This is a genomic window from Sphingomonas sp., from assembly GCF_013816785.1.
Lineage (GTDB): Bacteria > Pseudomonadota > Alphaproteobacteria > Sphingomonadales > Sphingomonadaceae > Sphingomicrobium.
Genome location: NZ_JACDDV010000008.1, coordinates 1 through 25,739 on the forward strand (window position 1 = coordinate 1; position 25,739 = coordinate 25,739).

At 63.4% G+C, this 25,739-nt stretch carries 23 protein-coding genes; 11 read left to right on the forward strand and 12 right to left on the reverse strand.

The features are described from left to right. Positions 1-51: 51 nt before the first annotated feature. The 5 genes from H0W65_RS03245 to H0W65_RS03265 all read right to left on the reverse strand — a co-directional run bounded on the left by H0W65_RS03245 (position 52) and on the right by H0W65_RS03265 (position 6,102). A complete protein-coding gene (locus H0W65_RS03245) occupies positions 52-927 on the reverse strand; it encodes an S-methyl-5'-thioadenosine phosphorylase (RefSeq protein WP_294003738.1) in 876 nt (291 codons plus the stop codon). Between the two features lie 11 nt (positions 928-938). After that, positions 939-1,727: a DUF1499 domain-containing protein gene (locus H0W65_RS03250; protein WP_294003739.1), complete on the reverse strand. Its 789-nt coding sequence runs from the start codon at positions 1,725-1,727 to the stop codon at positions 939-941. Continuing rightward, positions 1,724-2,578, reverse strand: coding sequence for a sterol desaturase family protein (locus H0W65_RS03255; RefSeq protein ID WP_294003740.1), 855 nt, complete (start codon positions 2,576-2,578; stop codon positions 1,724-1,726). Before H0W65_RS03255 ends, H0W65_RS03250 begins: the two co-directional genes overlap by 4 nt. A gap of 664 nt (positions 2,579-3,242) precedes the next feature. Next, on the reverse strand, positions 3,243-4,670 hold the full coding sequence (locus H0W65_RS03260; RefSeq protein ID WP_294003742.1) for a S41 family peptidase: 1,428 nt from the start codon (positions 4,668-4,670) through the stop codon (positions 3,243-3,245). 253 nt (positions 4,671-4,923) lie between these two features. After that, complete coding sequence (locus tag H0W65_RS03265) at positions 4,924-6,102, reverse strand: acetyl-CoA C-acetyltransferase (protein WP_294003744.1); 1,179 nt, start codon at positions 6,100-6,102, stop codon at positions 4,924-4,926. A gap of 63 nt (positions 6,103-6,165) precedes the next feature. Here H0W65_RS03265 and H0W65_RS03270 point away from each other — a divergent pair, with 63 nt between their 5' ends. The 4 genes from H0W65_RS03270 (at position 6,166) to H0W65_RS03285 (ending at position 14,369) form a co-directional block, all read left to right on the forward strand. Then, a complete protein-coding gene (locus H0W65_RS03270; protein ID WP_294003746.1) occupies positions 6,166-8,196 on the forward strand; it encodes a TonB-dependent receptor in 2,031 nt (676 codons plus the stop codon). 133 nt (positions 8,197-8,329) lie between these two features. Further along, complete coding sequence (locus tag H0W65_RS03275; RefSeq protein ID WP_294003748.1) at positions 8,330-10,759, forward strand: HAMP domain-containing protein; 2,430 nt, start codon at positions 8,330-8,332, stop codon at positions 10,757-10,759. 87 nt (positions 10,760-10,846) lie between these two features. Further along, positions 10,847-12,349, forward strand: coding sequence for a response regulator (locus H0W65_RS03280; RefSeq protein ID WP_294003750.1), 1,503 nt, complete (start codon positions 10,847-10,849; stop codon positions 12,347-12,349). A 4-nt stretch (positions 12,350-12,353) separates the two neighbouring features. Then, positions 12,354-14,369: a response regulator gene (locus H0W65_RS03285; RefSeq protein WP_294003752.1), complete on the forward strand. Its 2,016-nt coding sequence runs from the start codon at positions 12,354-12,356 to the stop codon at positions 14,367-14,369. 69 nt (positions 14,370-14,438) lie between these two features. Here H0W65_RS03285 and fahA read toward each other — a convergent pair whose 3' ends face one another. From fahA to H0W65_RS03300, 3 genes are all read right to left on the reverse strand, one after another. Beyond that, the gene (fahA, locus tag H0W65_RS03290) at positions 14,439-15,734 is read right to left on the reverse strand and encodes a fumarylacetoacetase (RefSeq protein ID WP_294003755.1); all 1,296 of its coding nucleotides are present in this window, start codon (positions 15,732-15,734) and stop codon (positions 14,439-14,441) included. Continuing rightward, the gene (hmgA, locus tag H0W65_RS03295; protein WP_294003758.1) at positions 15,731-17,017 is read right to left on the reverse strand and encodes a homogentisate 1,2-dioxygenase; all 1,287 of its coding nucleotides are present in this window, start codon (positions 17,015-17,017) and stop codon (positions 15,731-15,733) included. The genes fahA and hmgA overlap by 4 nt, the downstream gene beginning before the upstream one ends. Positions 17,018-17,105: 88 nt before the next feature. Beyond that, complete coding sequence (locus tag H0W65_RS03300) at positions 17,106-17,309, reverse strand: hypothetical protein (RefSeq protein WP_294003761.1); 204 nt, start codon at positions 17,307-17,309, stop codon at positions 17,106-17,108. Between the two features lie 135 nt (positions 17,310-17,444). Between H0W65_RS03300 and H0W65_RS03305 the strand changes: the two genes are divergently transcribed. The 4 genes from H0W65_RS03305 (at position 17,445) to H0W65_RS03320 (ending at position 19,945) form a co-directional block, all read left to right on the forward strand. Further along, positions 17,445-18,059 (forward strand): hypothetical protein, encoded by a 615-nt coding sequence (locus tag H0W65_RS03305; protein ID WP_294003764.1) that lies wholly within the window; start codon positions 17,445-17,447, stop codon positions 18,057-18,059. Positions 18,060-18,112: 53 nt separating this feature from the next. Then, entirely contained in the window at positions 18,113-18,364 is a 252-nt protein-coding gene (locus H0W65_RS03310; protein ID WP_294003767.1) for a DUF2171 domain-containing protein, read from the forward strand. Between the two features lie 131 nt (positions 18,365-18,495). Further along, complete coding sequence (gene ppk2, locus H0W65_RS03315; protein ID WP_294003872.1) at positions 18,496-19,293, forward strand: polyphosphate kinase 2; 798 nt, start codon at positions 18,496-18,498, stop codon at positions 19,291-19,293. A gap of 4 nt (positions 19,294-19,297) precedes the next feature. Next, a complete protein-coding gene (locus H0W65_RS03320) occupies positions 19,298-19,945 on the forward strand; it encodes an MOSC domain-containing protein (protein ID WP_294003770.1) in 648 nt (215 codons plus the stop codon). Positions 19,946-19,952: 7 nt separating this feature from the next. Here the strand turns inward: H0W65_RS03320 and H0W65_RS03325 are convergent, their stop codons facing one another. Further along, the gene (locus tag H0W65_RS03325) at positions 19,953-20,150 is read right to left on the reverse strand and encodes a KTSC domain-containing protein (RefSeq protein WP_294003773.1); all 198 of its coding nucleotides are present in this window, start codon (positions 20,148-20,150) and stop codon (positions 19,953-19,955) included. A 271-nt stretch (positions 20,151-20,421) separates the two neighbouring features. Further along, positions 20,422-21,096 (reverse strand): hypothetical protein, encoded by a 675-nt coding sequence (locus H0W65_RS03330; protein WP_294003776.1) that lies wholly within the window; start codon positions 21,094-21,096, stop codon positions 20,422-20,424. 268 nt (positions 21,097-21,364) lie between these two features. On the opposite strand from H0W65_RS03330, the gene H0W65_RS03335 reads away from it, so the two are divergent. The 3 genes from H0W65_RS03335 to H0W65_RS03345 all read left to right on the forward strand — a co-directional run bounded on the left by H0W65_RS03335 (position 21,365) and on the right by H0W65_RS03345 (position 22,833). After that, positions 21,365-21,517, forward strand: coding sequence for a hypothetical protein (locus H0W65_RS03335; protein ID WP_294003779.1), 153 nt, complete (start codon positions 21,365-21,367; stop codon positions 21,515-21,517). Between the two features lie 261 nt (positions 21,518-21,778). Further along, complete coding sequence (locus tag H0W65_RS03340; RefSeq protein WP_294003782.1) at positions 21,779-22,036, forward strand: hypothetical protein; 258 nt, start codon at positions 21,779-21,781, stop codon at positions 22,034-22,036. Positions 22,037-22,212: 176 nt separating this feature from the next. Then, positions 22,213-22,833: a thermonuclease family protein gene (locus H0W65_RS03345; RefSeq protein WP_294003785.1), complete on the forward strand. Its 621-nt coding sequence runs from the start codon at positions 22,213-22,215 to the stop codon at positions 22,831-22,833. Between the two features lie 43 nt (positions 22,834-22,876). Here the strand turns inward: H0W65_RS03345 and H0W65_RS03350 are convergent, their stop codons facing one another. Both H0W65_RS03350 and H0W65_RS03355 read right to left on the reverse strand, forming a co-directional pair. Continuing rightward, positions 22,877-24,634 carry an ATP-binding protein gene (locus H0W65_RS03350; RefSeq protein ID WP_294003788.1) on the reverse strand — a complete coding sequence of 586 codons (1,758 nt, stop codon included), beginning with the start codon at positions 24,632-24,634 and terminating at the stop codon, positions 22,877-22,879. A gap of 48 nt (positions 24,635-24,682) precedes the next feature. Beyond that, the gene (locus H0W65_RS03355; RefSeq protein ID WP_294003791.1) at positions 24,683-25,738 is read right to left on the reverse strand and encodes a ribonucleotide-diphosphate reductase subunit beta; all 1,056 of its coding nucleotides are present in this window, start codon (positions 25,736-25,738) and stop codon (positions 24,683-24,685) included. Position 25,739 lies beyond the last annotated feature (1 nt).

Consider the following 25,739-nt stretch of genomic DNA (forward strand, 5'->3'; position numbering starts at 1 on the left):
CTGTCTCGCGCTCTATGCCTTGGGAATGGCGCCGACCCGGCTCGCTCGCTTTTACCGCTGAGCCGCGGTCACTCGCGCGCACACCGCGTCGAGCTTGGCGAGCATGGCCGGATCGCGCGCGTCGGGCGCGGTGATGATCGCCCTGTCGAGCGCAGTGTCGATTGGCGACGCCCCCCGCTCGGCGGGCAGCAACCCGGCCAGGCGAACCACCAATTGGCGCCCTACCTCGGCATTGGCCATCAGCTGGGCGATCACCGCGGCGACCTCGACCGCGTCCTCGCCGCCGCGCCAGCAGTCATAGTCGGTCACCATCCCGACGAGCGCGTAGGGCAGCTCGGCCTCGCGCGCGAGTTTGGCCTCGGGCATCGCGGTCATTCCGATCACGTCGCAGCCCCACTCGCGATAGAGCAGGCTCTCGGCGCGCGACGAAAATTGCGGGCCTTCCATCGCCAGATAGGTGCCGCCCCGCACCACCGTCGCCCCGGCCGCGCTGGCGGCGTCGGCGCATAGCCCCGACAAGCGCGGGCACGTCGGATCGGCCATCGACACATGCGCGACCATCCCGGGGCCGAAGAAGCTCTTGTCGCGTGCGAATGTCCGGTCGACGAACTGGTCGACAACCACGAACTGGCCCGGCGCCAGCTCCTCGCGGAGCGACCCGACCGCCGAAATGGCGACGACGTCGGTGCAGCCGGCGCGCTTGAGCGCATCGATGTTGGCGCGCGCATTGACGTCGGAAGGCGGTAGCTGATGCCCGCGCCCGTGGCGGGGCAGGAATACGAATTCGAAGGCGCCGATCCGGCCGGTCAGCAATTGGTCCGATGGTGCCCCCCACGGCGTGTCGATCATGATCCAGCGCGGATTCTCGAGCGCATCGATCTCGTACAACCCCGAGCCGCCGATGACGCCGATCCTCCAGCCAGGCATGCGATGCAACCTCAGTCCGCTTGCAGGTCGGCGAGAAATGCCCGGATGCGCGCGGCGTTGACGCCGATATCGCTGCCCCCGACTCGGCTGATCGAGCGCATGTCGACGATCGACCCGTCCGGCCGTTTGGGATCGGGCCGCACGCGCACCACCACATCGTCCTTGAATCGGAAGAACAACGTCGTGGCGGTCGCCTCGATGATCCCGGCTTGCCGATCTACGCGTGCAACCTGCCAGCCGCGGTCCCGAACAAGCGCTTCGGCGCGCTGAATGGCATCGGCTGGGCTCAGCGCCAAGCTCAAGCTACGAACGTCGCCATAGGCCTCCCGGTGGATCGTCTTCCACCGACTCTCGGGATCGAGCGCGGCAAGGTCGGGACGGCCATCGTCGGGAATATCCTCAAGATTGTCCGTGCGGACCGTCAGGGTTTTGAAATGCGGCACATCGGCGAGGTCGGTGGTCGCGTCGTGGATCGCGGGAACGCGGCGCGCGGTCGCGATATGGCTCATCAAATAAGCGCCAAACGCGCCCGCGATGACGAACGCGACCAGGTTGAGCCGGCCGGTGCGGACTCCGCCACGCCGCGAAACAACGAAAGCGACGATCGCCAATAGCCCGCCGGCGATGGCGGCGTAAAAAGCGTAACGCAGGATGGTGAAGCCGATTCCAAATGACCAGGCCCCGGCGCCGCTCCCGGCCGCAGCGATGAGCGCCGCCGCCAGTCCGCCGAGGCTAAGCGCAAGCGCCACCCACGACAGTCGCCGCCCCCAATCACCATTCCCTGTCGTGTCGATCATCATGCTCTGCCTTCGGTGCGCCCGCGCCTTAGCGGCTGCAGCAGCATCCGGTCGAGGCGAAGTTCGCCAGGGCTTCGGAACTGGGGAAGCCCGATCGTCATCGCCTCATGCCCCGCCGCCGGCTGGGCGCGATAGGTGCCGAACAGCCGGTCCCACCACGGCAGGTTGAAGCCAAAGTTCGAATTGGTCTCGCGCGCCACGATCGAATGGTGGACGCGGTGCATGTCGGGCGTGACCAGGATCCGGCGCAACCAGCGGTCAACACCTGCGGGCAGCCGGACATTGCTGTGGTTGAACATCGAAGTGGCGTTGAGGAGGACTTCAAAGATGATCACTCCCAACGCCGGCGCGCCGAGCACCACTACCGTACCGAGCTTGATGCCCATCGACAACAGGATCTCGACCGGATGGAAGCGGACCCCCGTCGTCACGTCGATGTCGAGGTCGGCATGGTGCATGCGATGCAGCCGCCACAGCAACGGAGCGGCGTGGAACAGCAAATGCTGGGCGTAGATGATCAGGTCGAGCAGGATGATGGTTGTGAGAATCGCGAGCCAATCCGGCACTTTCACAAGATTGAGCAGACCCCATCCTTTGGCGTCAGCAATCAGCGCGAGCCCGACTGCCGCGGTCGGGAACAGAATTCGCACCAGCAAGGTGTCGATTGCCACCACCCCGGCATTGCCCGGCCAGCGCCGCCACCGGCCGACCGTTAGCTGGCGGCGCGGCGCGAGCAGCTCCCACGCCATGAGGAACGCCAGCGCGGCGGCGAAGACACCAAGCCGGATCAGCGGCTCGGCAGCGAGGCCGCCGCTCGTGGTGTCGAGGCCAGTCATGAAGGCCGAATAGCGCATCGCGAGCCGGCATGCCGTAACTTTTCCAGCGCGCGCGACGAGCTGTTAACCCCGCAAGCCCCCCCTGCCGCGGTTGTCTACGCGTCTGTGAGCTATTCGGTACGACTGACGCTCGAATCCCTATAAGGGGCACGCAAATTCCCTAAGCCTCACGACAGGGAAGCGAGGCGCCTAAGGTCCCGAATTCCGGACCTTAATTCTGTCACGGTGACCCGGAAGGGCTAGCTGATTCCCTAAAAACAGGCCGATTAGGGAATTGAGGGCATGAGAGGGGTTCGCCGAAGTCTGCGTCCCGCACCATGCCTTCAGTGGGCAATCGCTGGCTTTCCTGCGCTGGGAATGGAAACCTTGGTGCGCCGCTTGGGTAAGGTTTGGGGCTCGGAACTAGTATCGGCATCACCTTCTTAGAGCGATTCAGTGAGACTGATGCGCTCGCTGTAAGTCCTACTTACGACTGCTGGTGCTTATCTCCGCCGGACCTAGAAAAGCCCTGGCACGACTTGCTGTGCCGGCGTCGGACGTTGCGGTCGGAGTATTTCTAGCCTGGGCGCTGGCGGCGGCGTTGCGGGCTTCGCTACGACCGGCGCTGGCGACGGTGGGGGATTGCTGCCCTGCGCGGGTGTCAGCATGGTGATCGCCGCCAGCGTCAATTCCCGAGTGCCGATCAATGGAGCCCCGGAACTTCGCGTTCGGCAGTGTCGGGCTGACTGCTTTGAAGGATCTCACGACCGCGCAGTGACTGGCTCGTCTGCGTTCCGCCGACCGAAATGGGCGTGCAGGTGCGCCCGGCCAAGAAATCCAGCGCCCCCTTGACCGAGCCTTCGGAGGGATCGCCAAGCGGCCGCATAATGTCGTCGGCCGCCTGGCAGCTGGCTTCTACTTTGGTCGCGAGGCCGTTGTAATAGTCGCCCTGGCGATTGGCGTTTTCAGTTTTGAAGGCCACCACCCGCAAACGGTCATCGCACTGGCTCCGATCGAGCGCGATCTGGCCGACGGGCTTGCCATATGTGTTGGAGCCGATCAGGGCCGAATTGGCATGAAGGTAGGGAGTGAAGCTGTTAATGACGAGTTCGCTCGCCGAAGCGGTGCCGCCAGTGCCGATAAACGCAATCTTCACCGGCGCGATCGACTGCGACAGCGGCGTAAACAAGGTGGTTGAATTGTTGCTGGCCTTTTCCGGCCGGAAGCTGGTGTAACTGAAGACATTGTTGATACGCCCGGCGCCCATAAGATTGCCCATCAGATCGGCGATCGCGACCAACCCGCCTCCGTTATAGCGAAAATCGACGATGACCTGATTGATCCCCTGCAGCCGGAACGTGTCGAACGCCATGCGCAGTTGCGGATCCGCAGTGGAAATGAAGGTGCGCAGATTGAGATAACCGACCTTGCGACCATTATCGTCAATCACCTTTGCGCCATAACGCGCCGACACTGGCGAGATTTCGTAAGTCGCTTTGGTCACGGTAACGTCACGCTCGACCCCACCGCTGCTGACCCGCAAAACGCGAGTGACGCCTGCCTCCGACGAACCAAGCGCCGCATTGACGCCGGCCGCACCTTCTGAGGCGAAGATCGACGCGACGGTGCGAAGTGAAGCCACGCTCGTGCCAATCGCTATAATTTCGGTGCCGCGATCGATGCCGGCGGCCAGCGCAGGCGCGCCTTCAAACGCTTCGGTGACGAACAATCGGCCAGCGCCGGCATCATAGGACAGCCTGATTCCAAATCCTGCGGTGGAGCCCGATTCATAAAAAGCGTTCTCGGCCGCGATGGACGTGAGATAGGTGAAAAAGCGATCCTTCGATTGGGCGCGAGCGGTGGCGGTGAGGGCGTCGATATAAGCTCCTACCGTTGTATAGGCCCCCGGATCGAGCGCTGCGGGCAAGAGCTCGGGAAACAGATACCATTCGCGCAACTGACCCGCAGCCCAGTCCTGGCGCTCGCGAAGAGAGCAACCGGCAGTCGTCTGGGTCGGGGTCGGAGCGACGGCCACCGGAGGTGCACTGCCACCGCTGTCGCTCCCTCCTCCGCCACAGGCTGCGAGTAAGGCGACAATACTTGTCAGGGTCGTAAACCGAGTCGCACGCATTACAACTATCCTCCCGATTTGAGAGACTTAAGCCGTAAGACCAGCAATGACAGCAAAAAATTACGCCAGCTGATCAAGCGGCGGAAATCTGGCGGTTCGTATCCCGGGTTGAAGGGCCAAACCCGAATTATAACATTACGTCCTTGGAGCGTGCGGCGCCGCGCTTTGTGCAAAAACAGGTTCGACGCCTGTGGGCGCCACCATATTTTCACAACATTTATCTGCATTCGGGCCTGGGGCTACAGCACGATGTCTAGCCTAGCGCCTCGACAATCGTGACGTTGGCGATGCCGCCGCCCTCGCACATGGTCTGCAATCCAAAGCGCAAACCGCGAGCGCGCAAGGCGTGGACCAGGGTTGCCATCAGCTTGGTCCCGCTTGCGCCTAGCGGATGGCCAAGCGCGATCGCGCCGCCGTTGACGTTGAGAAGGGCCGGGTCGCCGCCGATTTCCTTGAGCCAGGCGAGCGGGACCAGCGCGAACGCCTCATTGACTTCGTACAAGTCGATGTCGGCTAGGGCGCGGCCCGATCGCTCGAGCGCGCGCCGGGTTGCCCGGATCGGCTCCTCCAGCATGATGACGGGATCGCCGGCGGTGACCGTCAGATGGTCGATCCGCGCGATCGGGGTCAGGCCATGTTCCTGGAGCGCTCGTTCCGAGACCACCAGCACGCCTGACGCACCGTCGCACACCTGGCTGGCATTGCCGGCAGTGATCACCCCGTTCGGGACCAGCGTTTTCAGCTCAGCGAGGCCGTCGCGGCTGGCGTCGCGGCGAATGCCCTCGTCGCGGGCGTGAACGATCGGATTGCCCTCCTTGTCGGTCGCGTCGAGCAACAGAATTTCGCGGTCGAATGCTCCGGTATCGCTGGCCGCGGCGGCTTTGCGATGGCTGTCGAGCGCGAACGCGTCGAGCTCCTCGCGCGAAAATCCATATTTGCCGGCCATCATTTCGGCGCCGGTGAACTGGCTGAATTGCTCGACGCCGTAGCGCTGCTTGATCGATGGCGGCCACGGGCCGGTACCGACCCCAGCCTGAGCGGCAAGGATGACCGGGCTGCCCATCGGCACGCGGGTCATGCTTTCGACCCCGGCGGCGATGACCACGTCCTGCGTGCCCGACATCACCGCCTGGGCGGCGAAGTGCAGCGCCTGTTGCGAGCTGCCGCACTGTCGGTCGATAGACACCGCGGGAACGCTGTCGGGCAGCGACGAGGCGAGCACCATGTTGCGGCCGATATGGAAACTCTGCTCGCCGACCTGGCCGACGCAACCGGCGATGACGTCGTCGATTGCCCCCGGGTCGATCCCGCTGCGCCCGACCAGCGCATCGAGTACCGCCGCGCCCAAATCGGCCGGGTGCCAGTCGCGCAGCGCCCCGCCACGCCGGCCGCCGGCCGTGCGCAGGGCTTCGACAATATAAGCGTCCGTCATCTTCGTTCCTCTTCGACCACATTCCGCCTAGAAGCGTCCGATGCCATGCCGCGCTAGCCTATCATGATCGGCCTCGCGATGCTTTTGATCGCTGCTGAAGTTAGCGCGACGACCGACCCGGCCGAGATCATCGTCACCGGCCGCGGCCTCGACCGGTCGGCGAGCGATGAGACCTTCGACCTTGTGACGCTGACCCGCGACGATGCGCGGCGGGAGGCCAGCGGGCGGCTCGAGAACCTGCTTAAAGCCGTTCCTGGGGTGCAGGGGTTTCGCCGCTCGGACTCGCGCTCGTCGCACCCGACCAGCCAGTCGATCACCATGCGCGGGCTGGGCGGCAACGCCAGCAGCCGCGCGTTGCTGATCCTCGATGGCGTGCCGCAGGCCGACCCGTTCGGCGGCTGGGTCAGCTTTCCGGCCTATTCACTCTACCGGATCGGATCGATCAGGGTGGCGCGTGGCGGGGGCAGCGCAATTTGGGGCGCGGGCGCGCTCGCGGGGACGGTCGAGTTGGAGAGCGCGACGCCGGACCAATTAGCTCCGGTCGAGGGGTCGTTGATGGCCGGCTCGCGGCGATCGGTCGAGGCGAATGCGAGCATGCTGGGTTCGATTAGCAGGGGCTTCGTAACCGGTTCAGCCTCGTTCAGTCGCGGCGACGGCTTCGTCCCGATCGTGCGCGAGGATCGCGGCCCAATCGACCGGCGGGCCTCCTATCGCCAGGCTTCGGCCGTGCTGCGCGGCGTAGTTGAGGTCGCGTCCCGGACCGAACTGCAATTAAACCTGTCGGGCTTCGACGATCGGCGCGATCGGGGCGTGGCGAAGACCGACAACCGTTCGCGCGGGGCGGATGCTTCGGTTCGGCTGGTCGGGCGCGGGCGCGCCGGCTGGTCGTTGCTCGGCTATGTCCAACAGCGGCGCTTCGCCAGCCAGTTCGCTGCTATCGACGCGGCGCGAACCACCAGCACGCTGACGCTCGACCAATATCGCGTGCCGGCGACGGGATGGGGCGCGCGGGGCGAAGTATCGCGGGCGGGCCCGGTCGAACTCCGCGCCGGCCTCGATCTGCGCGGAACCGAAGGCGAGACCGATGAGCATTATCAGTTCGTCGCCGGATCGCCGACGCGAAACAGGATCGCTGGCGGCCGAAGCATGACGGTCGGCGCCTTTGCCGACGCGACGGTCTCTCGGCCCGCGTGGACCTTCAATGCATCGGCCCGGCTCGATCGATGGGCGATCCGTGACGGACGGGTTGAGGAGGCGCTGCTCAGCGGCACTGGGCTGACCGAAACATGGTTCGCCGATCGTTCGGGCTGGCAGCCGACCGGGCGGGTCGCTGCTGCTTGGCGGGCAGGCGATGGACTAACCTTTCGAGCTTCGGCCTACCGCGGCTGGCGGCTGCCGACTCTCAATGAGCTTTACCGCCCGTTTCGGATCGGCGCCGACGCGACCGCCGCCAACGCCGCGCTTGATCCCGAAACTGCGGCCGGCGCGGAGGTCGGCCTGGCGGCGCGCCTCACGCCGGCGATCCGGCTCGACCTGACCGCCTTCAGTGTGCGGCTTGAAGACGCCATCGCCAATGTCACCATTGCCCATGGGCCAGGCGTCTTTTCCGGGGTCGGATTCGTGTCGGCGGCGGGCAGTTACCGACGGCGCGAGAATCTCGATGCGATCCGCAGCCGGGGCGTCGAGGCAGCTCTCTCCGCGACGTTCGGCGCGCTCTCGGCGCGGCTGTCCTACGCGTTAGCTGACGCGCGCGTTCGCGATCGGACGTTCGCCGACGTCGATGGCCTCCGCCCCGCGCAGGTGCCGCGCCACCAGCTCGCCGCGTCGGTTGATTGGACGCGCGCCGACGCGATCGGCGCGGGGGTCACCGCGCGTTTTGTTTCGGGACAGTTTGAAGACGACGCCAATCGCCGCCACCTGTCGGGGGCGCTGACGATTGACGCCTTCGCCATGCGCCGAATCGACCGGCATCTGGCCCTGACGTTTAGAGGCGAAAACCTGTTCGGCACCCGGGTGGAAGCGGCGTTAAGCGAGCGCGGCGAGACCGAACGGGCCAATCCCCGGACCCTTTGGATTGGAGTGGCCTTCCGCTGATCGGCCGGGTTCAACAATCCACAGGATATTCGCGCCAGCCCTCTGGAACCTTCCTGACATTTGGTGATTAAACCGACGGGGGGAGCTGCGTATCGTACTCCCTATTACCTGTGGGTGGTGGAGGCGTGCGCACATGAATCGTCAAGTTCCGCGGTCCGAGTTTGGGACGACACGCCGGCAACTAGTCGCTGCCCTTCGACGCCTGCGTCGCGGCGACTTCACCGTCCGGCTGGACGAAGAATCGTCCGACGAGGACAATGAAATCGCCGTGCTGTTCAACGAGGTTGTCAGCCTCAACCAGCAGATCACCGACGAATTCCAGCGGCTTTCGAAAGTGGTCGGCAAGGAAGGCAAGATCACCCATCGCGCCAAGGTGCGCGGCGCGACAGGCGGTTGGGATACCAAGCTGCGCGCGGTCAATGAACTCATCGACGACATGGTCCAGCCGACCACCGAAGTCGCGCGCGTGATCGGATCGGTCGCCAAGGGCGACTTGTCGCAGTCAATGGCAGTCGAAATCGAGGGCCGCGCGCTGAAGGGCGAATTCCTGCGCATCGGCAAGGTCGTCAACACGATGGTCGAGCAGCTCGCGTCGTTCACGTCGGAAGTCACCCGCGTGGCGCGAGAAGTCGGCACAGAAGGGAAGCTTGGCGGACAGGCCAATGTGAAGGGGGTCGCCGGCACTTGGAAGGATTTGACCGACAACGTTAACCTGATGGCCGCCAACCTCACCGGCCAGGTACGCAACATCGCCGACGTGACGACCGCGGTGGCGCTCGGCGATTTGTCGAAGAAGATCACGGTCGACGTGAAGGGAGAAATTCTGGAACTGAAGAACACCATCAATACGATGGTCGATCAATTGAACGGGTTCGCGTCGGAAGTCACCCGCGTCGCCCGCGAAGTCGGCACCGAGGGCAAATTGGGCGGCCAGGCCCAGGTGCCGGGCGTCGCAGGCACCTGGGCCGATCTGACCGAGAACGTCAACTCGATGGCGGCGAACCTGACCGGCCAGGTCCGCAACATCGCCGAGGTTACCACCGCCGTCGCCTCGGGCGATCTGTCGAAGAAAATCACGGTCGACGTGAAGGGCGAAATTCTCGAACTGAAGAACACCATTAACGTGATGGTCGATCAGTTGAACGGCTTCGCGTCGGAAGTGACCCGCGTGGCGCGCGAAGTTGGCACCGAAGGCAAGTTGGGCGGGCAGGCAAAGGTGCCGGGCGTCGGCGGGACGTGGAAAGATCTGACCGACAACGTCAATCTGATGGCGACCAACCTGACCAACCAGGTGCGCGGTATCGCCGACGTTGTCACCGCGGTTGCGCAAGGCAATCTGAAGCGCAAGCTGACGTTCGACGCCAAGGGCGAAATCGCCGCGCTGGCCGAGACGATCAACGGCATGATCGAGACGCTGTCTACCTTCGGTGACCAGGTCACCAACATGGCCCGCGAGGTGGGCGTCGAAGGGCGCCTCGGCGGCCAGGCACGCGTCCCGGGCGCCGCTGGCCTGTGGCGAGACCTTACCGATAACGTTAACGCGATGGCTACAAATCTAACCAATCAGGTGCGTTCGATCGCCGATGTCGCAACCGCGGTGACCAAGGGCGATCTGACCCGCTCGATCTCGGTCGAGGCCTCCGGCGAAATGGCGGCGCTCAAGGACAATATCAATGAGATGATCCTCAACCTGAAGGATCAGACGCTCAAGAACGCCGAGCAGGACTGGCTCAAGACCAATCTCGCCCGGTTCAGCCGCATGCTCCAGGGCGAGCGCGATCTTGCTACCATCTCCAACCTCATCATGTCGGAACTCGCGCCGTTGGTGAACGCGCAGTACGGCGTGTTCTACGTCACCAACCGCGAAGAGGAAGAAACCAAGCTGGAGTTGGTCGCCAGTTACGGTGCCGACAGCCGCGAGGATCTGAAGAAGCAATTCGGCCTGCGCGAGGGCCTCATCGGCCAGGCAGCGGCCGACAAGCGCGCCATGCGCCTGACCAATGTGCCGGGCGACTTCATCAAGATCGGATCGGGCCTCGGCCAGGCCGCGCCGGCCAACATCAACATCCTGCCCGCTTTGTTCGAGGATGAGGTCAAGGCGGTGATCGAGCTGGCGTCGTTCGAGGAGTTCAACGAGACTCACCACAGCTTCCTCAACCAGCTGATGGAAACCGTCGGCATCGTCCTGAACACCATCGCCGCGACGATGCGGACCGAGGGGCTATTGAAACAGTCTCAGCTACTGACGCAGGAGCTGCAGGCACGGCAGACCGAACTCACCACGAAGCAGGAGGAGCTGCACAACACCAATGAGGAACTGCAGGAAAAAGCGCAGCTGCTCGAGAATGAGAAGCGCCAGGTCGAAGCCAAGAATTTCGAGATCGACATGACCCGCCGGGCGATCGAGGAAAAGGCCGAGCAGCTCGCCCTGACATCGAAGTACAAGAGCGAATTCCTGGCCAACATGAGCCACGAATTGCGCACACCGCTGAATTCGCTGCTGATCCTGTCGAAGCTTTTGGCTGACAATCAGCAGGGCAATTTGAACGGGAAGCAAACCTAGTTCGCGCGCACCATCCACGGCGCCGGGACCGACCTGCTCAATCTCATCAACGACATCCTGGATCTGTCCAAGGTCGAATCCGGGACCGTGTCGATCGAGGTCAGCGAAATGCCGATGGCGGGATTGAAGCAGCATATGGAGCGGACCTTCCGCCAGCTCGCGTCGGAGAAGGATCTGGCGTTCGAGGTCGATTTCGCCGAGGAACTGCCGGTCGCCATCCGCACCGACGAAAAGCGGCTCCAGCAGGTCGTCCTCAACCTGCTATCCAACGCCTTCAAATTCACCTCGGACGGAGGCGTTACGTTGCGGGTGGGGCCGGCGAGAAGCGGGTGGAGCGCCAATCACTCCTTCCTCAAGGAAGGTCAGGATGCCATCGAGATCGCGGTCAGCGACACCGGCATCGGCATTCCCGGCGACAAGCAGAAGCTGATCTTCGAGGCGTTCCAGCAGGCCGACGGCACGACCAGCCGCAAATATGGCGGCACCGGGCTTGGCCTGTCGATCAGCCGCGAAATCTCGCGCCTGCTAGGCGGCGAGCTTCAGGTCCGCTCGGTCCCCGGCGAGGGTTCGACCTTCACTCTCTACGTACCGGTGCAGCCGCCGGCCGGTCAGCTGAGCCTTGCCTCGCCGGCGGCCGCGCTGGTGGTGGACAGCGCGAGCGAGCTCGTCACGGCCAGCTATCCGCTGCCCGACGACCGCGATGACTTGAAGGGGCAGCCGTTCGTGCTGATCGTCGAGGACGACCCCACCTTTGCCTCCATCCTGCTCGAACTGGCGCACGACGCGGGCCTCAAGGGCGTGATCTCCTCGGCCGGGTCGGCGACGGTCGCGCTGGTGCGCAAGCTGAAACCCGACGCGGTGACGCTCGACCTCGGGCTCAGCGACATCGACGGCTTCGTGCTGCTCGACCTGCTCCGCCACGACCCCGATACCGCCGGCATTCCGGTCCACGTCATTTCGGGCGCCGAGCAGGCCAGCCACGCGCTCACCATCGGTGCCTCGGGGATCATCGAAAAGCCCGCTGACCGCGACGTGCTGGCCCAGCTGTTTACAGGCCTTGCGGAGGATGCGCGCACTCGCCGCAAGAAGGCCAAGTCGGGTGATCGCCGGCCGGCCGGGGCCGTGCCGCACGCGGTTGGCGATCCCGACCGGCTGGCGGGACTCGCCGGCAGCCGCGTGCTGATCATCGACGATGATATCCGCAACATCTACTCACTGACCAGCGTGCTCGAGGCGCACGATGTCCGCGTACTTCACGCCGAAAGCGGGGCGGAGGGCATCCGACTGCTCGAGACGACGCCGGGCATCGACCTAGCGCTGGTCGACATCATGATGCCCGACATGGACGGCTATGAGACGATGCGGCAGATACGAAGCAAACGGAGTATCGGCGCGATTCCGCTGGTAGCGGTCACCGCGAAGGCCATGAAGGGCGACCGGCAGAAATGCCTCGACGCCGGCGCCTCCGACTATATTTCGAAGCCGGTCGACGTCGATTTGCTGCTGGCGCTGATGCGCGTGTGGATCGGCCGCGCGCGCGGTGTCGCGCCGGCGGCCCGCCCACGGTGCAAATCAGGAAAGGCGGCCTGAGCCGATGAATGACGCCCCGTCGGCGATGCGCGCCACCAAGCCGTCCAAGCCGCGCGTCCCGCGTGCCCGCATATTGCTGGTCGACGATGACGAGCGCAATTTGCTCGCCTTGTCCGAAGTGCTCCACGGCATCGCCGACATCGTCACCGCCGCCTCGGGCCGCGCGGCGCTGCGCCATTTGTTGAACGGCGATTTCGCGGTCATCCTGCTCGACGTATTCATGCCGGGCATCGACGGCTACGAGACCGCTCAGCTGATCCGCGAGCGTAAGAGCAACAGCCACATTCCAATCATCTTCCTGTCTGCGGTCAACAAGGAAACCGAACATCTGATGCGCGGCTATGCGATGGGCGCGGTCGATTATGTGTTCAAGCCGGTCGACCCGCTGATCCTGACATCGAAGGTCAGCGTGTTCGTCGACCTCTACAAGATGCGCGCGCAGTTCGAGGCCAAGAGCCGGGCCGAACAAGCGCTGCGCGACGCCAATTTCAAGGCTGAGCTGGAAAAGCTGCAAATCGAGCGTGAGCTTCAGGCGAGCCGCATGCGCCAGGCGGCGATCATCCAGTCGCTGCCGATCATCCTCTACCTCGAGCCGCATCAGACGGAGCCGCGCTGTCCGGCCTTCGTCAGCGGCGACCTGGAGGCGATGACAGGCTTCAGCTTCGACGCCGTGCGGGCCGACCCCGAGCTGTGGCAACAGCGCATCCACCCAGAAGATCGCGAGCGGGTGCTGACCTCGATTGCCGACCGCAATTCGACCGGGCAGCTGTCGATCGAGTATCGCTGGCAATGCGCCGACGGCACCTACAGGCATTTCCACGACCAGGCGGTTCTGCTCCGCGGACCGGCGGGCGAACCTATCGAATTTGCTGGCACATTGCTTGACGTCACGACCCAACGGGAGCTCGAATCACAGCTGGTGCAAGCCGGCAAGATGGACGCGATCGGTCAGCTGACTGGCGGCATCGCGCACGACTTCAACAATTTATTGTCGGCGGTACTTGGCGGAATCCTCCTGCTCGACAGACGTCTCGAGCTCGGCGATCGCGAGCGGCAGATCATGCAACAGATGCGCCATGCCGCCGAGCAGGGGGCGGAGCTGGTGAGGCGGATGATGGCCTTCGCGCGCAAGCAGGATTTGCGCCCGTCCAGCGTCGATCCCAACAGCCTGTGTCAGTCGGTCGCGGGCCTGGTCGAGCATACGCTGGGCGGGACGGTGACCATCCACTGGAACTGCGTCGAAACCTCGCGCAACCTGTTTGTCGACCGATCCCAACTTGAGCTCGCGCTGGTCAATCTGATCCTCAATGCACGCGACGCCATGCCAGATGGTGGCAAAGTCGGCGTGACGATCGACGAGGCGCCGGCTTTCGACGCAGGCGCCGATCCGTTCGTGCGGATCTGCGTCGCCGACCAGGGCCACGGCATCGCGCCCGAAATGCTCGGTAAAATCATGGAGCCGTTTTTTACGACCAAGGAAGCCGGCAAGGGTACCGGGCTGGGTCTCTCCATGGTGCTCGGCTTCGTCCAGCAATCCGGCGGAATGCTCGAAGTCAGCAGCGTCCCCGGCGAGGGATCGAGCGTCCAGATATTGCTCCCGTCCACCGCGCAGAGCGCGGAGCGCGTAGCGCCGGACGACGCGGATCAGGAACGCGAAACGCTGTCGCTCAACACGGTGCTGCTGGTCGATGACGATGACGCGGTGCGTACCGTGGTCGGCGAGCAATTGCGCGAATTGGGCCTGACCGTTCGTTCGGTCGAAAGCGGGCAACAGGCGCTCGAGTTGCTCAAACGGGAAGGGGGCGAATTTGACCTTATCTTGTCTGACTTCGCGATGCCGGGAATGAACGGGGTCGAGACGATCAGCCAGGTCCGTAAGCTCAGGCCCAACATCCGAGCGGTGCTGATGACCGGATATGCTGACGACCGTGATTTCGTAGCCGAGCGCGGTTCGATCCTGACGCTGCGCAAGCCGATCGACACACTCGACCTCGAACGCAAGCTGGCCCGCGCCGCCTAGAGCCTGATCGTCGAGGTGAAAGCGCTTCGCGCTTCCGCCGATGCCGTGAATCAGGCCCTCATCAATGGTCTAGCGCGCCGCGGTGACGATTCCGCTAACGCTTCCGAAGCCGATTGGCACCGCGCCATTCGCAGCGCAGCGCGCGCTCATCAGCATCTCGTCGCCATCGTCTAGGAAGCTACGGGTTTCGCCGCTGGGGAGGAGCATCGGCGTCTTGCCGCCCTGGCTGATCTCAAGCAGCGAGCCGAGGCCGTCGGCATCGGCGGTCGACAGCGTGCCGGTGCCGATCAGATCGCCGGGCTGCAGATTGCAGCCGTTGGAGGCATGGTGGGCGACAATCTGCGCCGCCGACCAATACATCGCTGCGGCCGCCTCGCCCCGGCTCAGGACGTGCGGGGGAAGCCCGGCCGCCCGCATTTTCCGCGTCAGAAGGGTCGCCTCAAGCTGGATGCCGAGCCCGCCGTTGCTGCTGTCCGTCGCGTCGGACAAATAGGGCAGCGGCGCCGGATCGCCCTTAGGTCGCGGCGACATCGGACGCCGGAATGGGGCGAGCGCGTCGGGCGTAACCACCCAAGGCGAAATGCTGGTCAGGAAATTCTTGGCGAGGAACGGCCCGAGCGGCTGATATTCCCACGCTTGAAGGTCGCGCGCCGACCAGTCGTTGAGCAGGCAATAGCCGGCGATATGTTCTGCCGCCTGACCGATCGGGATAGCGTCGCCCAACGCATTGCCGCGGCCGACAAACATGCCCAGCTCAAGCTCGTAATCGAGCCGCCGGCACGGGCCATAGTCCGGCACGTCAGCGTCGGGCGGTTTGCGCTGGCCTTTCGGCCGGACGACGGGCTCGCCCGACACGCGCACGCTCGACGCCCGCCCATGATAGCCGATTGGCACATATTTATAGTTGGGCAGCAGCGGCTGGTCGGGTCGGAACTGCTTGCCGACATTGTTCGCGTGATGGATGCCGACATAGAAGTCGGTGTAGTCGCCGATCGCACAGGGTAAGTGCATCGTCGCGTCGGGCATGCGCACTAGGTGCGGCTCGACCGCCGCGCGTTGGGCCTCGCCCGACAGCAGGTCCGACAGCAGGCGGCGAAGCGCGCGGCAATCCTCGGGGCCGCCCGCGAACCAGGCGTTGAGTGTCGATTGCGTCAGCGCCGGCAGCCAGCGGTCGTCGAGCAGCCCGGACTCGGCCAGCCCGCGCACGTCGGCGATGAGGTCACCGATGGCGACGCCGATGCGGGGGCCGTTGGCGCCGGCAAAGACGCCGAGCGGCAGGTTTTGAACCGGAAAGTCCGGATGCCCGTTGGCGCTGTCGACCCAGCTCCGACGCGCTGCATCATGAGTCTCGTCGATCAGGATCATTGGGGCAGCTGCGCCTTGGGAAAATCGGCCCAGGCGGCGTCATAGTCGGGCTGCGCCCGATCGAGTGCGAAGCGGGTCGGGACGTATGGCCAACAGGATTCGACCATGAATGCCATTGTCCCGTCGATTTTGACCGGCTTCAATTCGGCCGTGCTCGCCGCGTTCCAGCTGGCGACGTCGGGACCATGGCCGCTCAACATGTTGTGGAGCGACAGCCCGCCCGGCGCGAAGCCTTCGGCCTTGGCGTCATAGGCGCCATGGATCAGCCCCATCGCCTCGCTCATCACGTTGCGGTGGAACCACGGCGGACGGAACGTGTCTTCGCCGACGATCCAACGCGGCGGGAAAATAACGAAGTCGGCGTTAGCGCGCCCTGGCGTGTCGCTGGGCGAAGTCAGCACGGTGAAGATCGAGGGGTCCGGATGGTCGAAGCTGATCGAGCCGATGGTGTTGAACCGAGCCAGCTCATACCGGCATGGCGCCAAATTACCGTGCCAGGCGACGACGTCGAGCGGGCTATGGTCGAGGGTCGTCATCCATAGCGAGCCAAGATATTTCTGGACCAGTTGATGCTCGCCATCAACGTCCTCAAACGCCGCGGTCGGAACCTCGAAATCTCGCGGATTGGCGAGACCGTTCGACCCGATCGGGCCAAGCTCGGGCAAGCGGAATGATGGCCCGTGATTTTCGGCGACATAGCCGCGCGCTTCATCATCGACTTCGACGCAGAACCGAACGCCGCGCGGGATCAGGCCGATCCAGCCAGGGGCAAGGTCGAGGCCGCCCATTTCTGTGAAAAGGCGTAGCGCGCCGGACTGCGGAATGATCAGCATTTCGCCGTCCGCGTTGGCGAATATCCGTCGCTCCATCGACTTCGCGGCGCGGTAAAGGTGGATCGCGACACCTTCCAGGCTGGCCGGGCCGCGATTGGCCATCATCGTCACCAGTCCGTCGATGAAATCGCAATTGCCAGGCAAATCCATGGGCGGATCCCAGCGCAGCCGATTGGGCGCCACAGGTTCCTCGACCGTACCGGGAGCCAGCAATGATGCGCCCTTATAGCGGACGAAAGGCGGATGATCGGCAGTCGGCCGCATCCGGTAGAGCCAGCTTCGGCGATTTTCGTGGCGCGGCGCGGTGAAGGCGCTTCCGGACAGCTGCTCGGCATAAAGGCCGAAGGCAGGCCGTTGCGGGCTATTGCGTCCCTTCGGCAGCGCGCCGGCGACCGCTTCGGTCTCAAAATGGCTGCCGAAGCCAGTCAGATAATCAGGCGTCGTCGTCACAGGCGCAAAACCCCTCGTTTCCGCATAGGAAGCGAGGGGTGGTTACGCGCGTCCGCGGTGACAATCAAATGCCGCCCGGCTTGTCAGGTTAGTTGACGTTGACCTCGATTTTGTCGGGAATGCTGATCTCGGTCTTCTTCGATCCGAACCCGAGTTGGTCGCGGAACAGGAACAGCAGCACCAGTACGACGATGATCAGCAGAACCACCGCCAGCACCCCGCCGCCGCCGCCGCCGCCATTGCCCGTTTCGATGATCGTGGTGCGATCGACCGGCTGATTGTCATCGTCCATGTCACTCTCCCTGATGGTCTACTTTCGTTGGCGTAACAAACGAGCGCTGTGCGAGTCGGTTCCCGTTAGGGTCGCGAATGGAACGAAGGCGGGCGCGTCGTGGTTGAGGGGAAATTGACGCCAGGGAGCATGGGGATGGCACGGGCTTGGATTTCGCTGACGCTGGTAATCGCGTTTTCGGGTTGCGAGGTTCAGAAAAATGCGCCCGCCAACGAGAATGTCGCGGTTGTTCCGGCGATCAACGAAGCGCAGCAAGCTCCACCGGCTGCCCCCATTCCGCCAGCCAATACTGCTCCCTCCCCGGATACGATAAAGCCGGGTGAGCCGGGCGGACTGCCCGACGACCGCACCCCGATCGACGAGGGCAATATCGGTCCGAAAAGCGGGCAGGGCGCGGGGCAGGTTCTGCAGCGCTTCGGCGGCCTGCTTGAGCAACGCCGCCTCGCCGACGCGCGGCGCCTGTGGTCCGACGGCGGCAAGGCCAGCGGGCTGACCGAAGCCGAGTTCGTCGCCGCTTATGACAAATATGCCCAGATTCACTCCGAAGTAGGCCGGCCCGGCGCCACCGAGGGCGCGGCGGGATCGATCTATGTCGATATTCCCTTCCGCCTCTATGGCACGCTCAGGACCGGCAAGCCGTTCAACCTCGTCGGACCGGTGACGCTGCGGCGGGTCAACGACGTTCCCGGGTCGACCGCGGAGCAGCGCCGCTGGCACATTTACCGCAGCGGGCTGAAGCCGCGGCCGTGACGCATCCTACGCCCGGCTCGTTCGTTGCGCCCTCATATTCCAAGGAGGAAAACATGAGCGGTTTTGAAGATATAAAAGAACATATGAAAGTGATCGGCGCCGATGGCGTGCATCTCGGCACCGTCGACCGGGTGGTGGGCGACCGCATCAAACTGACCAAGGCCGACAGCGGCGAGGGCAGCCATGAAGGCCATCATCATTTCATTGCGCGCGGCCTTGTTGCCGATGTCGAGGGCGACCAGGTACGGCTCTCGGCCAACGCCGACGTTGCCGTGACGTTGGAGGAAGAAGAGAGCGACCGCTAGGCCTCCTGCCGGCAGTACGAGGTGGACTGGCGCATTCGGCGCCGGTGGTCGTCCGCCAAAGCGGAACGTCGATCGGCGACCGGTTGATCGATGACGGGCTGGCTCATCGCTACCTTTTGATCGAAACGGAGATGGTGCGGATGAAGGCCCTGAAGCGCAAACGCTATGAGAAGCTGATCGCTCCGATTCAGGAAGAGCTGGTGAGCATGGCCCGTTGGGTCGCGGCGACCGGGCAGCGGCTGTGCGTGCTGTTCGAGGGACGCGATACCGCCGGCAAGGGCGGGGCGATCCGCGCCGTCGCCGAGAAGCTCAACCCGCGCCAATGCCGCACCGTCGCGCTGTCGAAACCGAGCGAGGCGGAGAAGGGGCAATGGTATTTTCAGCGCTACGTCCCGCACCTGCCCGGCAAGGGCGAGATCGTGCTGTTCGACCGCAGCTGGTACAACCGCGCCGGGGTCGAGCAGGTGATGGGCTTCGCCACCCCGGACGAAGTTGCCGCGTTCCTGAAGGCGGCACCGTTGTTCGAGCAGCAGCTGGTCGACGACGGCATTTTGCTGTTCAAATATTGGCTATCCTGCGACCAGGAGAAGCAGGAGGAGCGCTTCGCCGAGCGGGTCGAAGATCCGCTTAAGCGCTGGAAACTGTCGCCGATCGACCAGGCGGCGCGCGACAGATATGTTGACTACACCGCGTCGCGAGAGGCGATGCTGAAGGCGACGCACAAGAAACATGCGCCGTGGACGCTGGTCGATTTCAACGACCAGAAGCACGGCCGCCTGACGCTGGTCCGCGACCTGCTCGACCGGCTGCCGGAGACCGCGTGCGAAGACAAGCCGATCGACTGGCCGCCGCTGGGCCATGAGCCGGTCGCCGAGGAGTTCGGCGTGGTCAAACCGATCGCCGACTTCCCGATCCGCAAAGGCGACTAGCCACATGGAAGCGACGGTTGAGGCGTTGCTGACTGGGCGCGCCGTGCGGTTTACGGAGCGGGGCGAGAGGAGCGCGATCGCCAAGGCGCCGGTCGAGGGGCCGCGCCGCGTCGGCTGGCTCGGCGTCGAGGGCGACGAGCAGGCCGACCTCACGGTCCACGGCGGGCGCGACAAGGCGATCCATCATTATCCGCGCGACCATTATCCCGGCTGGCAAGCGAGCATCGGCCCGCATCCCAAATTCGACGCGCCGGGCGCGTTCGGCGAGAATATCTCGACCACCGGCTGGACCGAGACCGAGGTCTGCATCGGCGACCGGCTGCGGTTGGGGAGCGCATTGGTCGAAGTGTCGGAGGGTCGTCAGCCGTGCTGGAAACAGGCGCATCATCTAGGCCGGCCGGGTATCGTCGCGGCGATGGTCAAGAGCGGGCGCAGCGGCTGGTATTATCGCGTGATCGAAGAGGGTGCGGTCGCTGCGGGCGATAACATCGCACTGGTCGAGCGGGTGCATTCGGAGTGGCCGGTAGCGCGGGTGTTCGGGCTGATCATCGGCGGCAAACACAAGGGGCAAGCGGCGGCGCTGCGCGATTTGGCGCGGGTCGAGCAATTGGCCGAGGGATGGCGAGCGCGGGCGGCGAAGCTGGCGCGGTAGACGCGGTCTACACCAGCTCGCGGCAGGGGTAATGGTCGCGGATGTGGGCGTTAAAATGACGGCCCTTGGAAGAGGCCGCGCCGAATTCGGCCGCGGCCTGCTCGGGGACGTTCGAGTAGATGTACCGCCTTCCGGTCACGAACAGGATTTCGAGTTCGGCGCGGTCGGGGTGATAGGCGAACCAGCGGATGACGGTCGACGGCATGAGGTGGAAACGCGCGAGGGCGGGATTGGATTCTTGGAACTTCGGCTGTGGGTTGGGTCGCTACCGTCACGGGAGTGAATCCCGTGACGTCGATCGGGTTCGGCCTCCAATGCTCGCCATGCCCCCGGCATGACTGCGCGCTTCGCCCGACCCGTCGGCCGGCCCGCGCGCTCTCTGCGCTGGTTCCCGATTGCCTTGCAATCGCTCACCTGCGCTGGGGCGCTTGGGCGCGAATGGTCCCAATGTTCGCGGTAACGACGTGCTTCGGCGGCTAGTCGCTAGCCACGTCGGCGAGGTCGTCGAGCTGGGCGGGGAAGGCGGTGACGGCTTCCGCCTGCGGATCGGCGTTGCCCCGCTGCTCCCATGGCAACGCGAAGCGCTTCGGATCGAGCCGGGCGAGCAGCCAGGTCAACAGCTTGTCGCTCGGCACGCGCTTCTCCGCGACCAGCACGCCTTCGTTAAAGACCTGCTCGACCCGGCCATTGATGGCGCGGTCGAACACGATCGCCGACAGCCGGCCGACCGACAGCTGGAGCGCCGTGTCCCATGCCCGGGCGAACGCCGGCGAGCGCGTGCGCAACCGATAGGCCGAGCGCGCCGACAGCCGCGCGGCGTCGCTGGCAAGGTGGACCGATCCGGTTTCGGCCAGGGTGGAGAGAAATAGACGCTGGCGATAGGCGCTCCACCCGGCGAGGCGGTTTCGGCTTTCGGGGAGCTCGACCCCGTCGATGGGCATGGCGGCCATCGGTTGGGTGCCGTCCTCGGGCGAGGCGTCGGGGGCGAGCAGGTCGGTCGGCCAGGCGATCTCCTGCTCGATCACGGGCACCAGCGACAGGCCAGGCCCGCCGCGCTCGTCGGCGGCGGCGTGGACCTTGTCGACCTTCCGTTGAGCCGCGACCCAAGCTTCATACTCCTCCATCGTCCATTCCCGCCCCGCCCGCGCCATGATCCGTCTCCATTTTGCTTTGCAACAGGTCTATGAACCATATAGGTTGTGTAGTAAAGATTAAAAAGCGCCGGTTACAGTCAAAATGCGCGAGGAAGGTCGTGCGGCGGCTCGGAGGAAATTCGGTTCGCGCGGAGGCGCGGAGGGGGCTGGGGAAGGTCCTGCGGACGGCCATATCAGCAAGCGGGCAATGAATTAGCGATCGTAGTCAAGTTTGGGGAACCTTCATCCGCTTGCATATGTTGGGTGCCCGACATAGGGGCGGGCCGTGGATAAGCACGATAAGCAAGTTGAAGAGATTGAAGCGGCGCAGAAGGCGCTTCGGCAATGCATCGATGCTACCAAGGACCTGGCCGAGAAGGCCGAGAAGCTGGTTAAAAAGCATAAGCGGACGCTGAAATCCGATCAGCCCGACGACTGACCCTCACCCGCCTTTGCCTTTAGTTGGGTCAGCGCCGGCGGCCACGCGCGGCCGGGAGTGGCCGTCACGGCCGGTTCGCTCTCGCAATGCTGCGCATTGCTGACGCTCCCTCCGTGACGTCGATCGACACCGCTTTGCGGGTCGTCGGCCGACTTCGTTGTCTTTTCGCGCTGCTTCGGCGACGCTTCGGGTCGGCGGAGCTACGCTCAGCAACTCAGTCGCTAACCCGATGATAACCGCTTTGCCTTAGGTATGGTCGCCATGGCCAGTCCGTTCCAGACCAGAAAAAAAGCCGTCGACCTGGCCGCGCCCGTGTCACGCGGGTCGCGGATTCGCCGCGATCCGCCGCCTCCCGTGAAAGAGATCGCCCCCGGTGAGATCGAGGAACGCGACGCGCAGACCATTGTCATCGGCATCGTCACCTTCGCGCTTGCCTTCGTCATCATCCTGTTCGGTTTCGGCCAGGCCGCCGGCTGGTCGCCCAGCCAATATACGATCGAAATTCGACGGAGCAGCTGAGCCAAGCCGCCGAGCCTAAGGGAGCGATTGCGAAGCAATCGGGAGCCTGGGCAAAGAGACGGCGCAGGCACGGCCGACCGGCGCGCAGCGACCGGATCGACGTCACGGATTACTCCGTGACGGCACCTTCTTTGGCCTCGGTTGCTTCGGGCGGCTCGCAATGACAGTCTGACCCAATGGGCAAGCTCTTGCCATTTCGCCGCCGGAGACGCTGGACGCGGCCGAAGGATTTTGGCGCGCCCGGTCCGAAACTGCGTTTCTGGCCGGAGGATGATCGGGTCACGCTGCGCGGGGTGGCGCGGGAGACGGTCGAATGGCTTGGCAAGCTGCGTCCGTTCATCCTTGGCGCGATCCTGCTCAGCGCCTGGCCGACACTGGACCCGGCATTGGTCGAGCCGCCGGGCTTCCTGTCGGCGGACCCGGAGCGGGTCAACGACCATTTCACGCGCTGCGGCCCGGGGCGCGGCCATGCCTGCGTGATTGACGGCGACACGATCAAGATCGGCCAGCGCAAAGTGAGGATCATCGGCATCGACACGCCCGAGACGCACCCGGCGCGCTGCGCCGAGGAAGCCCGGCTGGGCGAGGCGGCGACCGCCGAGCTGCAGCGGCTGCTCAACCAGGGGGCGTTCGACATGACTGGCCGCGTCTTTAACGACCACGACCGCTACGGCCGCGACTTGCGCGCGATCACAAGGAGACGGGCGGACGGCAGCATTCAGTCAATCGCCGACGACATGCGCGCGAGCGGGCTGGCGCGGCGGTATCTGGGCGGGTTCAAGGTGGGGTGGTGCTGATTGGTGATACTTGCTCGAAATTCCATGGGGATCTGCAAACGGGTCAGGCGACGGGGGATGCAGATTGAGACAAGCTTTTAACAACTGCTATGAGATAAGGGTCAAACTCATCGGCGCGCATCTCTTTACAAACAGCCATAGCGCCAAACGAAACACCATAATCGTTCTTCGATTGTTCGGAGAGTTTCGCCAGAAGACGCTTTCCTGAAACGACGTTACGAGCTCCACGAGCATTTACCATTCCCCGGAATATTTTTCCCGCCTTTTTATGAACAGTTGAATGAGCATCACTCTTGCAGATCTGATGTAGGCGATCAGCTATCGTACCAACACTCTCTTCCGTAAGTCTCTCACAGGCTTCGGTAATGAGTTGCTCCACTTCGTCTGCCGTGACCTCGATTTTGCCGCGACGAGAAATGAGCCGAGCCACCGCGTCAGAATGAACGAAGTAGTTTTCTACCTCTTTCCTGTCCCAGATCGAAAGAGTGAGTCCAAATTTTACAGCATCGTCATGGAGTTTCTTCATCTCAGTGTCGGATCGAAAATCCCTGTCGACCACAAGGTGCACGGGCATCGTGCTCTCGCTGGCCACAGAGATTACCTTCGCTGCGCCTATAGCCTGGTGCCAATTATTGACTCCATTTAGCTGAAAAGACGGAACAGCTATAAAGCGATCATAACAACTAACGCTAATCTTGATCGCCACTTCAGAGAGAAATTTCTGGTCATCACCTTCAAAAACGGCAGCCTTGCGGGCAGATGCCAATTTACTGAGCTGAATATTATGGCGACTACCGAGGCTGTCGATTACGCTCTGCAATTTTGAATGGGTAAGAGGGCGCCAAGAACGCTTCTCCCTTTTTCTCACCACACATATTGTTTCAGCAGGCGTATCCGAAATGATTTCCGACGAATGCGTGGCAACAATCGTCTGCCGGTACTTCCTTAGGCCGAGAACCTTTATGAGTTTCCTTTGCATGTCAGCATGGAGAAAAATGTCGGGTTCATCAAGCACGATGACGCCATTGCTTGGAGCGCGGCAGAGGAACCAGAGTATCTGCATCCACGCCTGCAATCCGCCGCCAACAAAGGCTATTTCGTTGGAGTTCGGACCGTCTCTAACGATTAAAGACAACTCCTCACCCACGCTTCCACTGACCCCATCGAATGCAACAATCGATACGCCGGGCCACGTTTCGTCTAATAATTTTTTCCACTGCACATATTCCGGGACGCGTTCGCCAAGTTGATTACGAAAATGCCGAGCGGAGAGCCGACCGAACATAAATTCGTGAACCCTGGCCTTTGAAATCTTCTTTTCATGTCCATGGAACGTTTCAATTGGCGGCATCACGTAAATTGACGGGACTTGGAGATGACTTACAGCGGCGTGGTTCGTCACCAGCCCGCCATCCGAATGATACATTTGAGCAAAACTCTCGGATCGAGACTCTCGAAGCCAAACACGTGCCTGGACACCGTTATCATACGTAAGGGTGAGCCGTGCGGGATCTGCACGATCGTGGTTGTATTGCAGATTAGTAAAGTCAAAGTCGATGGTGTCAAATAGTAAGCGGTAGCCGACCCCGATTACTTGTGCATCGAGCCAGTCAGGCGTTGCATCGTAGCGGGCCATTCCGGCACGTCGTACGGCAATCGCCAGGATTCGCAGAGCGTCAATCAGGGTGCTCTTGCCTGCATTGTTCTGGCCAACCAGCACGGTAGTAGGAAGAAGCGATACCGTGTGATCGCGAAAGCCGCGAAAATTTTCTAGGCGAACACTTTCGACCCGCGCGTCCATACTACGTGATGGCAGTCCCGAATTGGCTCGCGAAGTGACGCCGAGTGGTCACTCCGCCGCAACCCCAGCCCGCGAAAACATATCCTCGCCGCCCTCTTCTTCCGCGACGACATCATTGCTCGCCTTGGCCTTCTGGCGCCGGTCGAAATTGTCCCACACTTCGTTCCAATTCCCGCGCGTCGCGGCCTTGGAATATTCGGTGGAGCGCTGCTCGAAGAAGTTGGCGTGTTCGACGCCGTTCAAGAGCGGCGCGAGCCACGGCAGCGGGTGTTCGTCGATCATGTAGATCGGCTTGAACCCCAGCTGCCCCAGCCGCCAGTCGGCGATGTAGCGGATGTATTTCTTGATCGCCTTGGGGGTCATGCCCTCGACCGGGCCCTGTTCGAAGGCGAGGTCGATGAACGCATCCTCCAGTCGCACGGTCTTCTGACAGACGTCCATGATGTCGTCGCGGACCGCCTTGGTCAGGCAATCGCGTTCCTTGACGAAGGCGTGGAACAGGCGGGTGATGCCCTCGCAATGGAGGCTCTCGTCGCGGACCGACCAGCTGACGATCTGCCCCATGCCCTTCATCTTGTTGAAGCGCGGGAAGTTCATCAGCATGGCGAAGCTGGCGAACAGCTGCAGCCCCTCGGTGAAGCCGCCGAACATGGCGAGCGTGCGGGCGATATCCTCGTCGGTGTCGACGCTGAAGGTCGCCATATAGTCGTGCTTGTCCTTCATCTCCTTATACTGGAGGAACATGCCATATTCGCTTTCGGGCATGCCGATGGTGTCGAGCAGGTGCGAGTAAGCGGCGATGTGCACCGTCTCCATGTTGGAGAAGGCGGCGAGCATCATCTTGATCTCGGTCGGTTTGAACACGCTGCTGTATTTCTCGTGGTAGCAGTCCTGCACCTCGACATCGGCCTGGGTGAAGAAGCGGAAGATCTGCGTCAGCAGGTTGCGTTCGTGGTCCGACAGCTTCTGCGCCCAGTCGCGGCAATCCTCGCCGAGCGGCACTTCCTCGGGCATCCAGTGGATCTGCTGCTGCCGTTTCCAGAAGTCGAACGCCCACGGGTATTCGAACGGCTTATACTGCTTGCGGGCTTCGAGAAGGGGCATG

Bases quoted from the DNA above. Each gene is read 5' to 3' on its own strand.
- H0W65_RS03245 (WP_294003738.1), bottom strand. From the start codon at position 927: ATGCCTGGCTGGAGGATCGGCGTCATCGGCGGCTCGGGGTTGTACGAG.
- H0W65_RS03250 (WP_294003739.1), bottom strand. From the start codon at position 1,727: ATGATGATCGACACGACAGGGAATGGTGATTGGGGGCGGCGACTGTCG.
- H0W65_RS03255 (WP_294003740.1), bottom strand. From the start codon at position 2,578: ATGCGCTATTCGGCCTTCATGACTGGCCTCGACACCACGAGCGGCGGC.
- H0W65_RS03260 (WP_294003742.1), bottom strand. From the start codon at position 4,670: ATGCGTGCGACTCGGTTTACGACCCTGACAAGTATTGTCGCCTTACTC.
- H0W65_RS03265 (WP_294003744.1), bottom strand. From the start codon at position 6,102: ATGACGGACGCTTATATTGTCGAAGCCCTGCGCACGGCCGGCGGCCGG.
- H0W65_RS03270 (WP_294003746.1), top strand. From the start codon at position 6,166: ATGATCGGCCTCGCGATGCTTTTGATCGCTGCTGAAGTTAGCGCGACG.
- H0W65_RS03275 (WP_294003748.1), top strand. From the start codon at position 8,330: ATGAATCGTCAAGTTCCGCGGTCCGAGTTTGGGACGACACGCCGGCAA.
- H0W65_RS03285 (WP_294003752.1), top strand. From the start codon at position 12,354: ATGAATGACGCCCCGTCGGCGATGCGCGCCACCAAGCCGTCCAAGCCG.
- fahA (WP_294003755.1), bottom strand. From the start codon at position 15,734: ATGATCCTGATCGACGAGACTCATGATGCAGCGCGTCGGAGCTGGGTC.
- H0W65_RS03300 (WP_294003761.1), bottom strand. From the start codon at position 17,309: ATGGACGATGACAATCAGCCGGTCGATCGCACCACGATCATCGAAACG.
- H0W65_RS03305 (WP_294003764.1), top strand. From the start codon at position 17,445: ATGGCACGGGCTTGGATTTCGCTGACGCTGGTAATCGCGTTTTCGGGT.
- H0W65_RS03310 (WP_294003767.1), top strand. From the start codon at position 18,113: ATGAGCGGTTTTGAAGATATAAAAGAACATATGAAAGTGATCGGCGCC.
- ppk2 (WP_294003872.1), top strand. From the start codon at position 18,496: ATGGTGCGGATGAAGGCCCTGAAGCGCAAACGCTATGAGAAGCTGATC.
- H0W65_RS03320 (WP_294003770.1), top strand. From the start codon at position 19,298: ATGGAAGCGACGGTTGAGGCGTTGCTGACTGGGCGCGCCGTGCGGTTT.
- H0W65_RS03325 (WP_294003773.1), bottom strand. From the start codon at position 20,150: ATGCCGTCGACCGTCATCCGCTGGTTCGCCTATCACCCCGACCGCGCC.
- H0W65_RS03330 (WP_294003776.1), bottom strand. From the start codon at position 21,096: ATGGCGCGGGCGGGGCGGGAATGGACGATGGAGGAGTATGAAGCTTGG.
- H0W65_RS03340 (WP_294003782.1), top strand. From the start codon at position 21,779: ATGGCCAGTCCGTTCCAGACCAGAAAAAAAGCCGTCGACCTGGCCGCG.
- H0W65_RS03345 (WP_294003785.1), top strand. From the start codon at position 22,213: ATGGGCAAGCTCTTGCCATTTCGCCGCCGGAGACGCTGGACGCGGCCG.
- H0W65_RS03350 (WP_294003788.1), bottom strand. From the start codon at position 24,634: ATGGACGCGCGGGTCGAAAGTGTTCGCCTAGAAAATTTTCGCGGCTTT.
- H0W65_RS03355 (WP_294003791.1), bottom strand. From the start codon at position 25,738: ATGCCCCTTCTCGAAGCCCGCAAGCAGTATAAGCCGTTCGAATACCCG.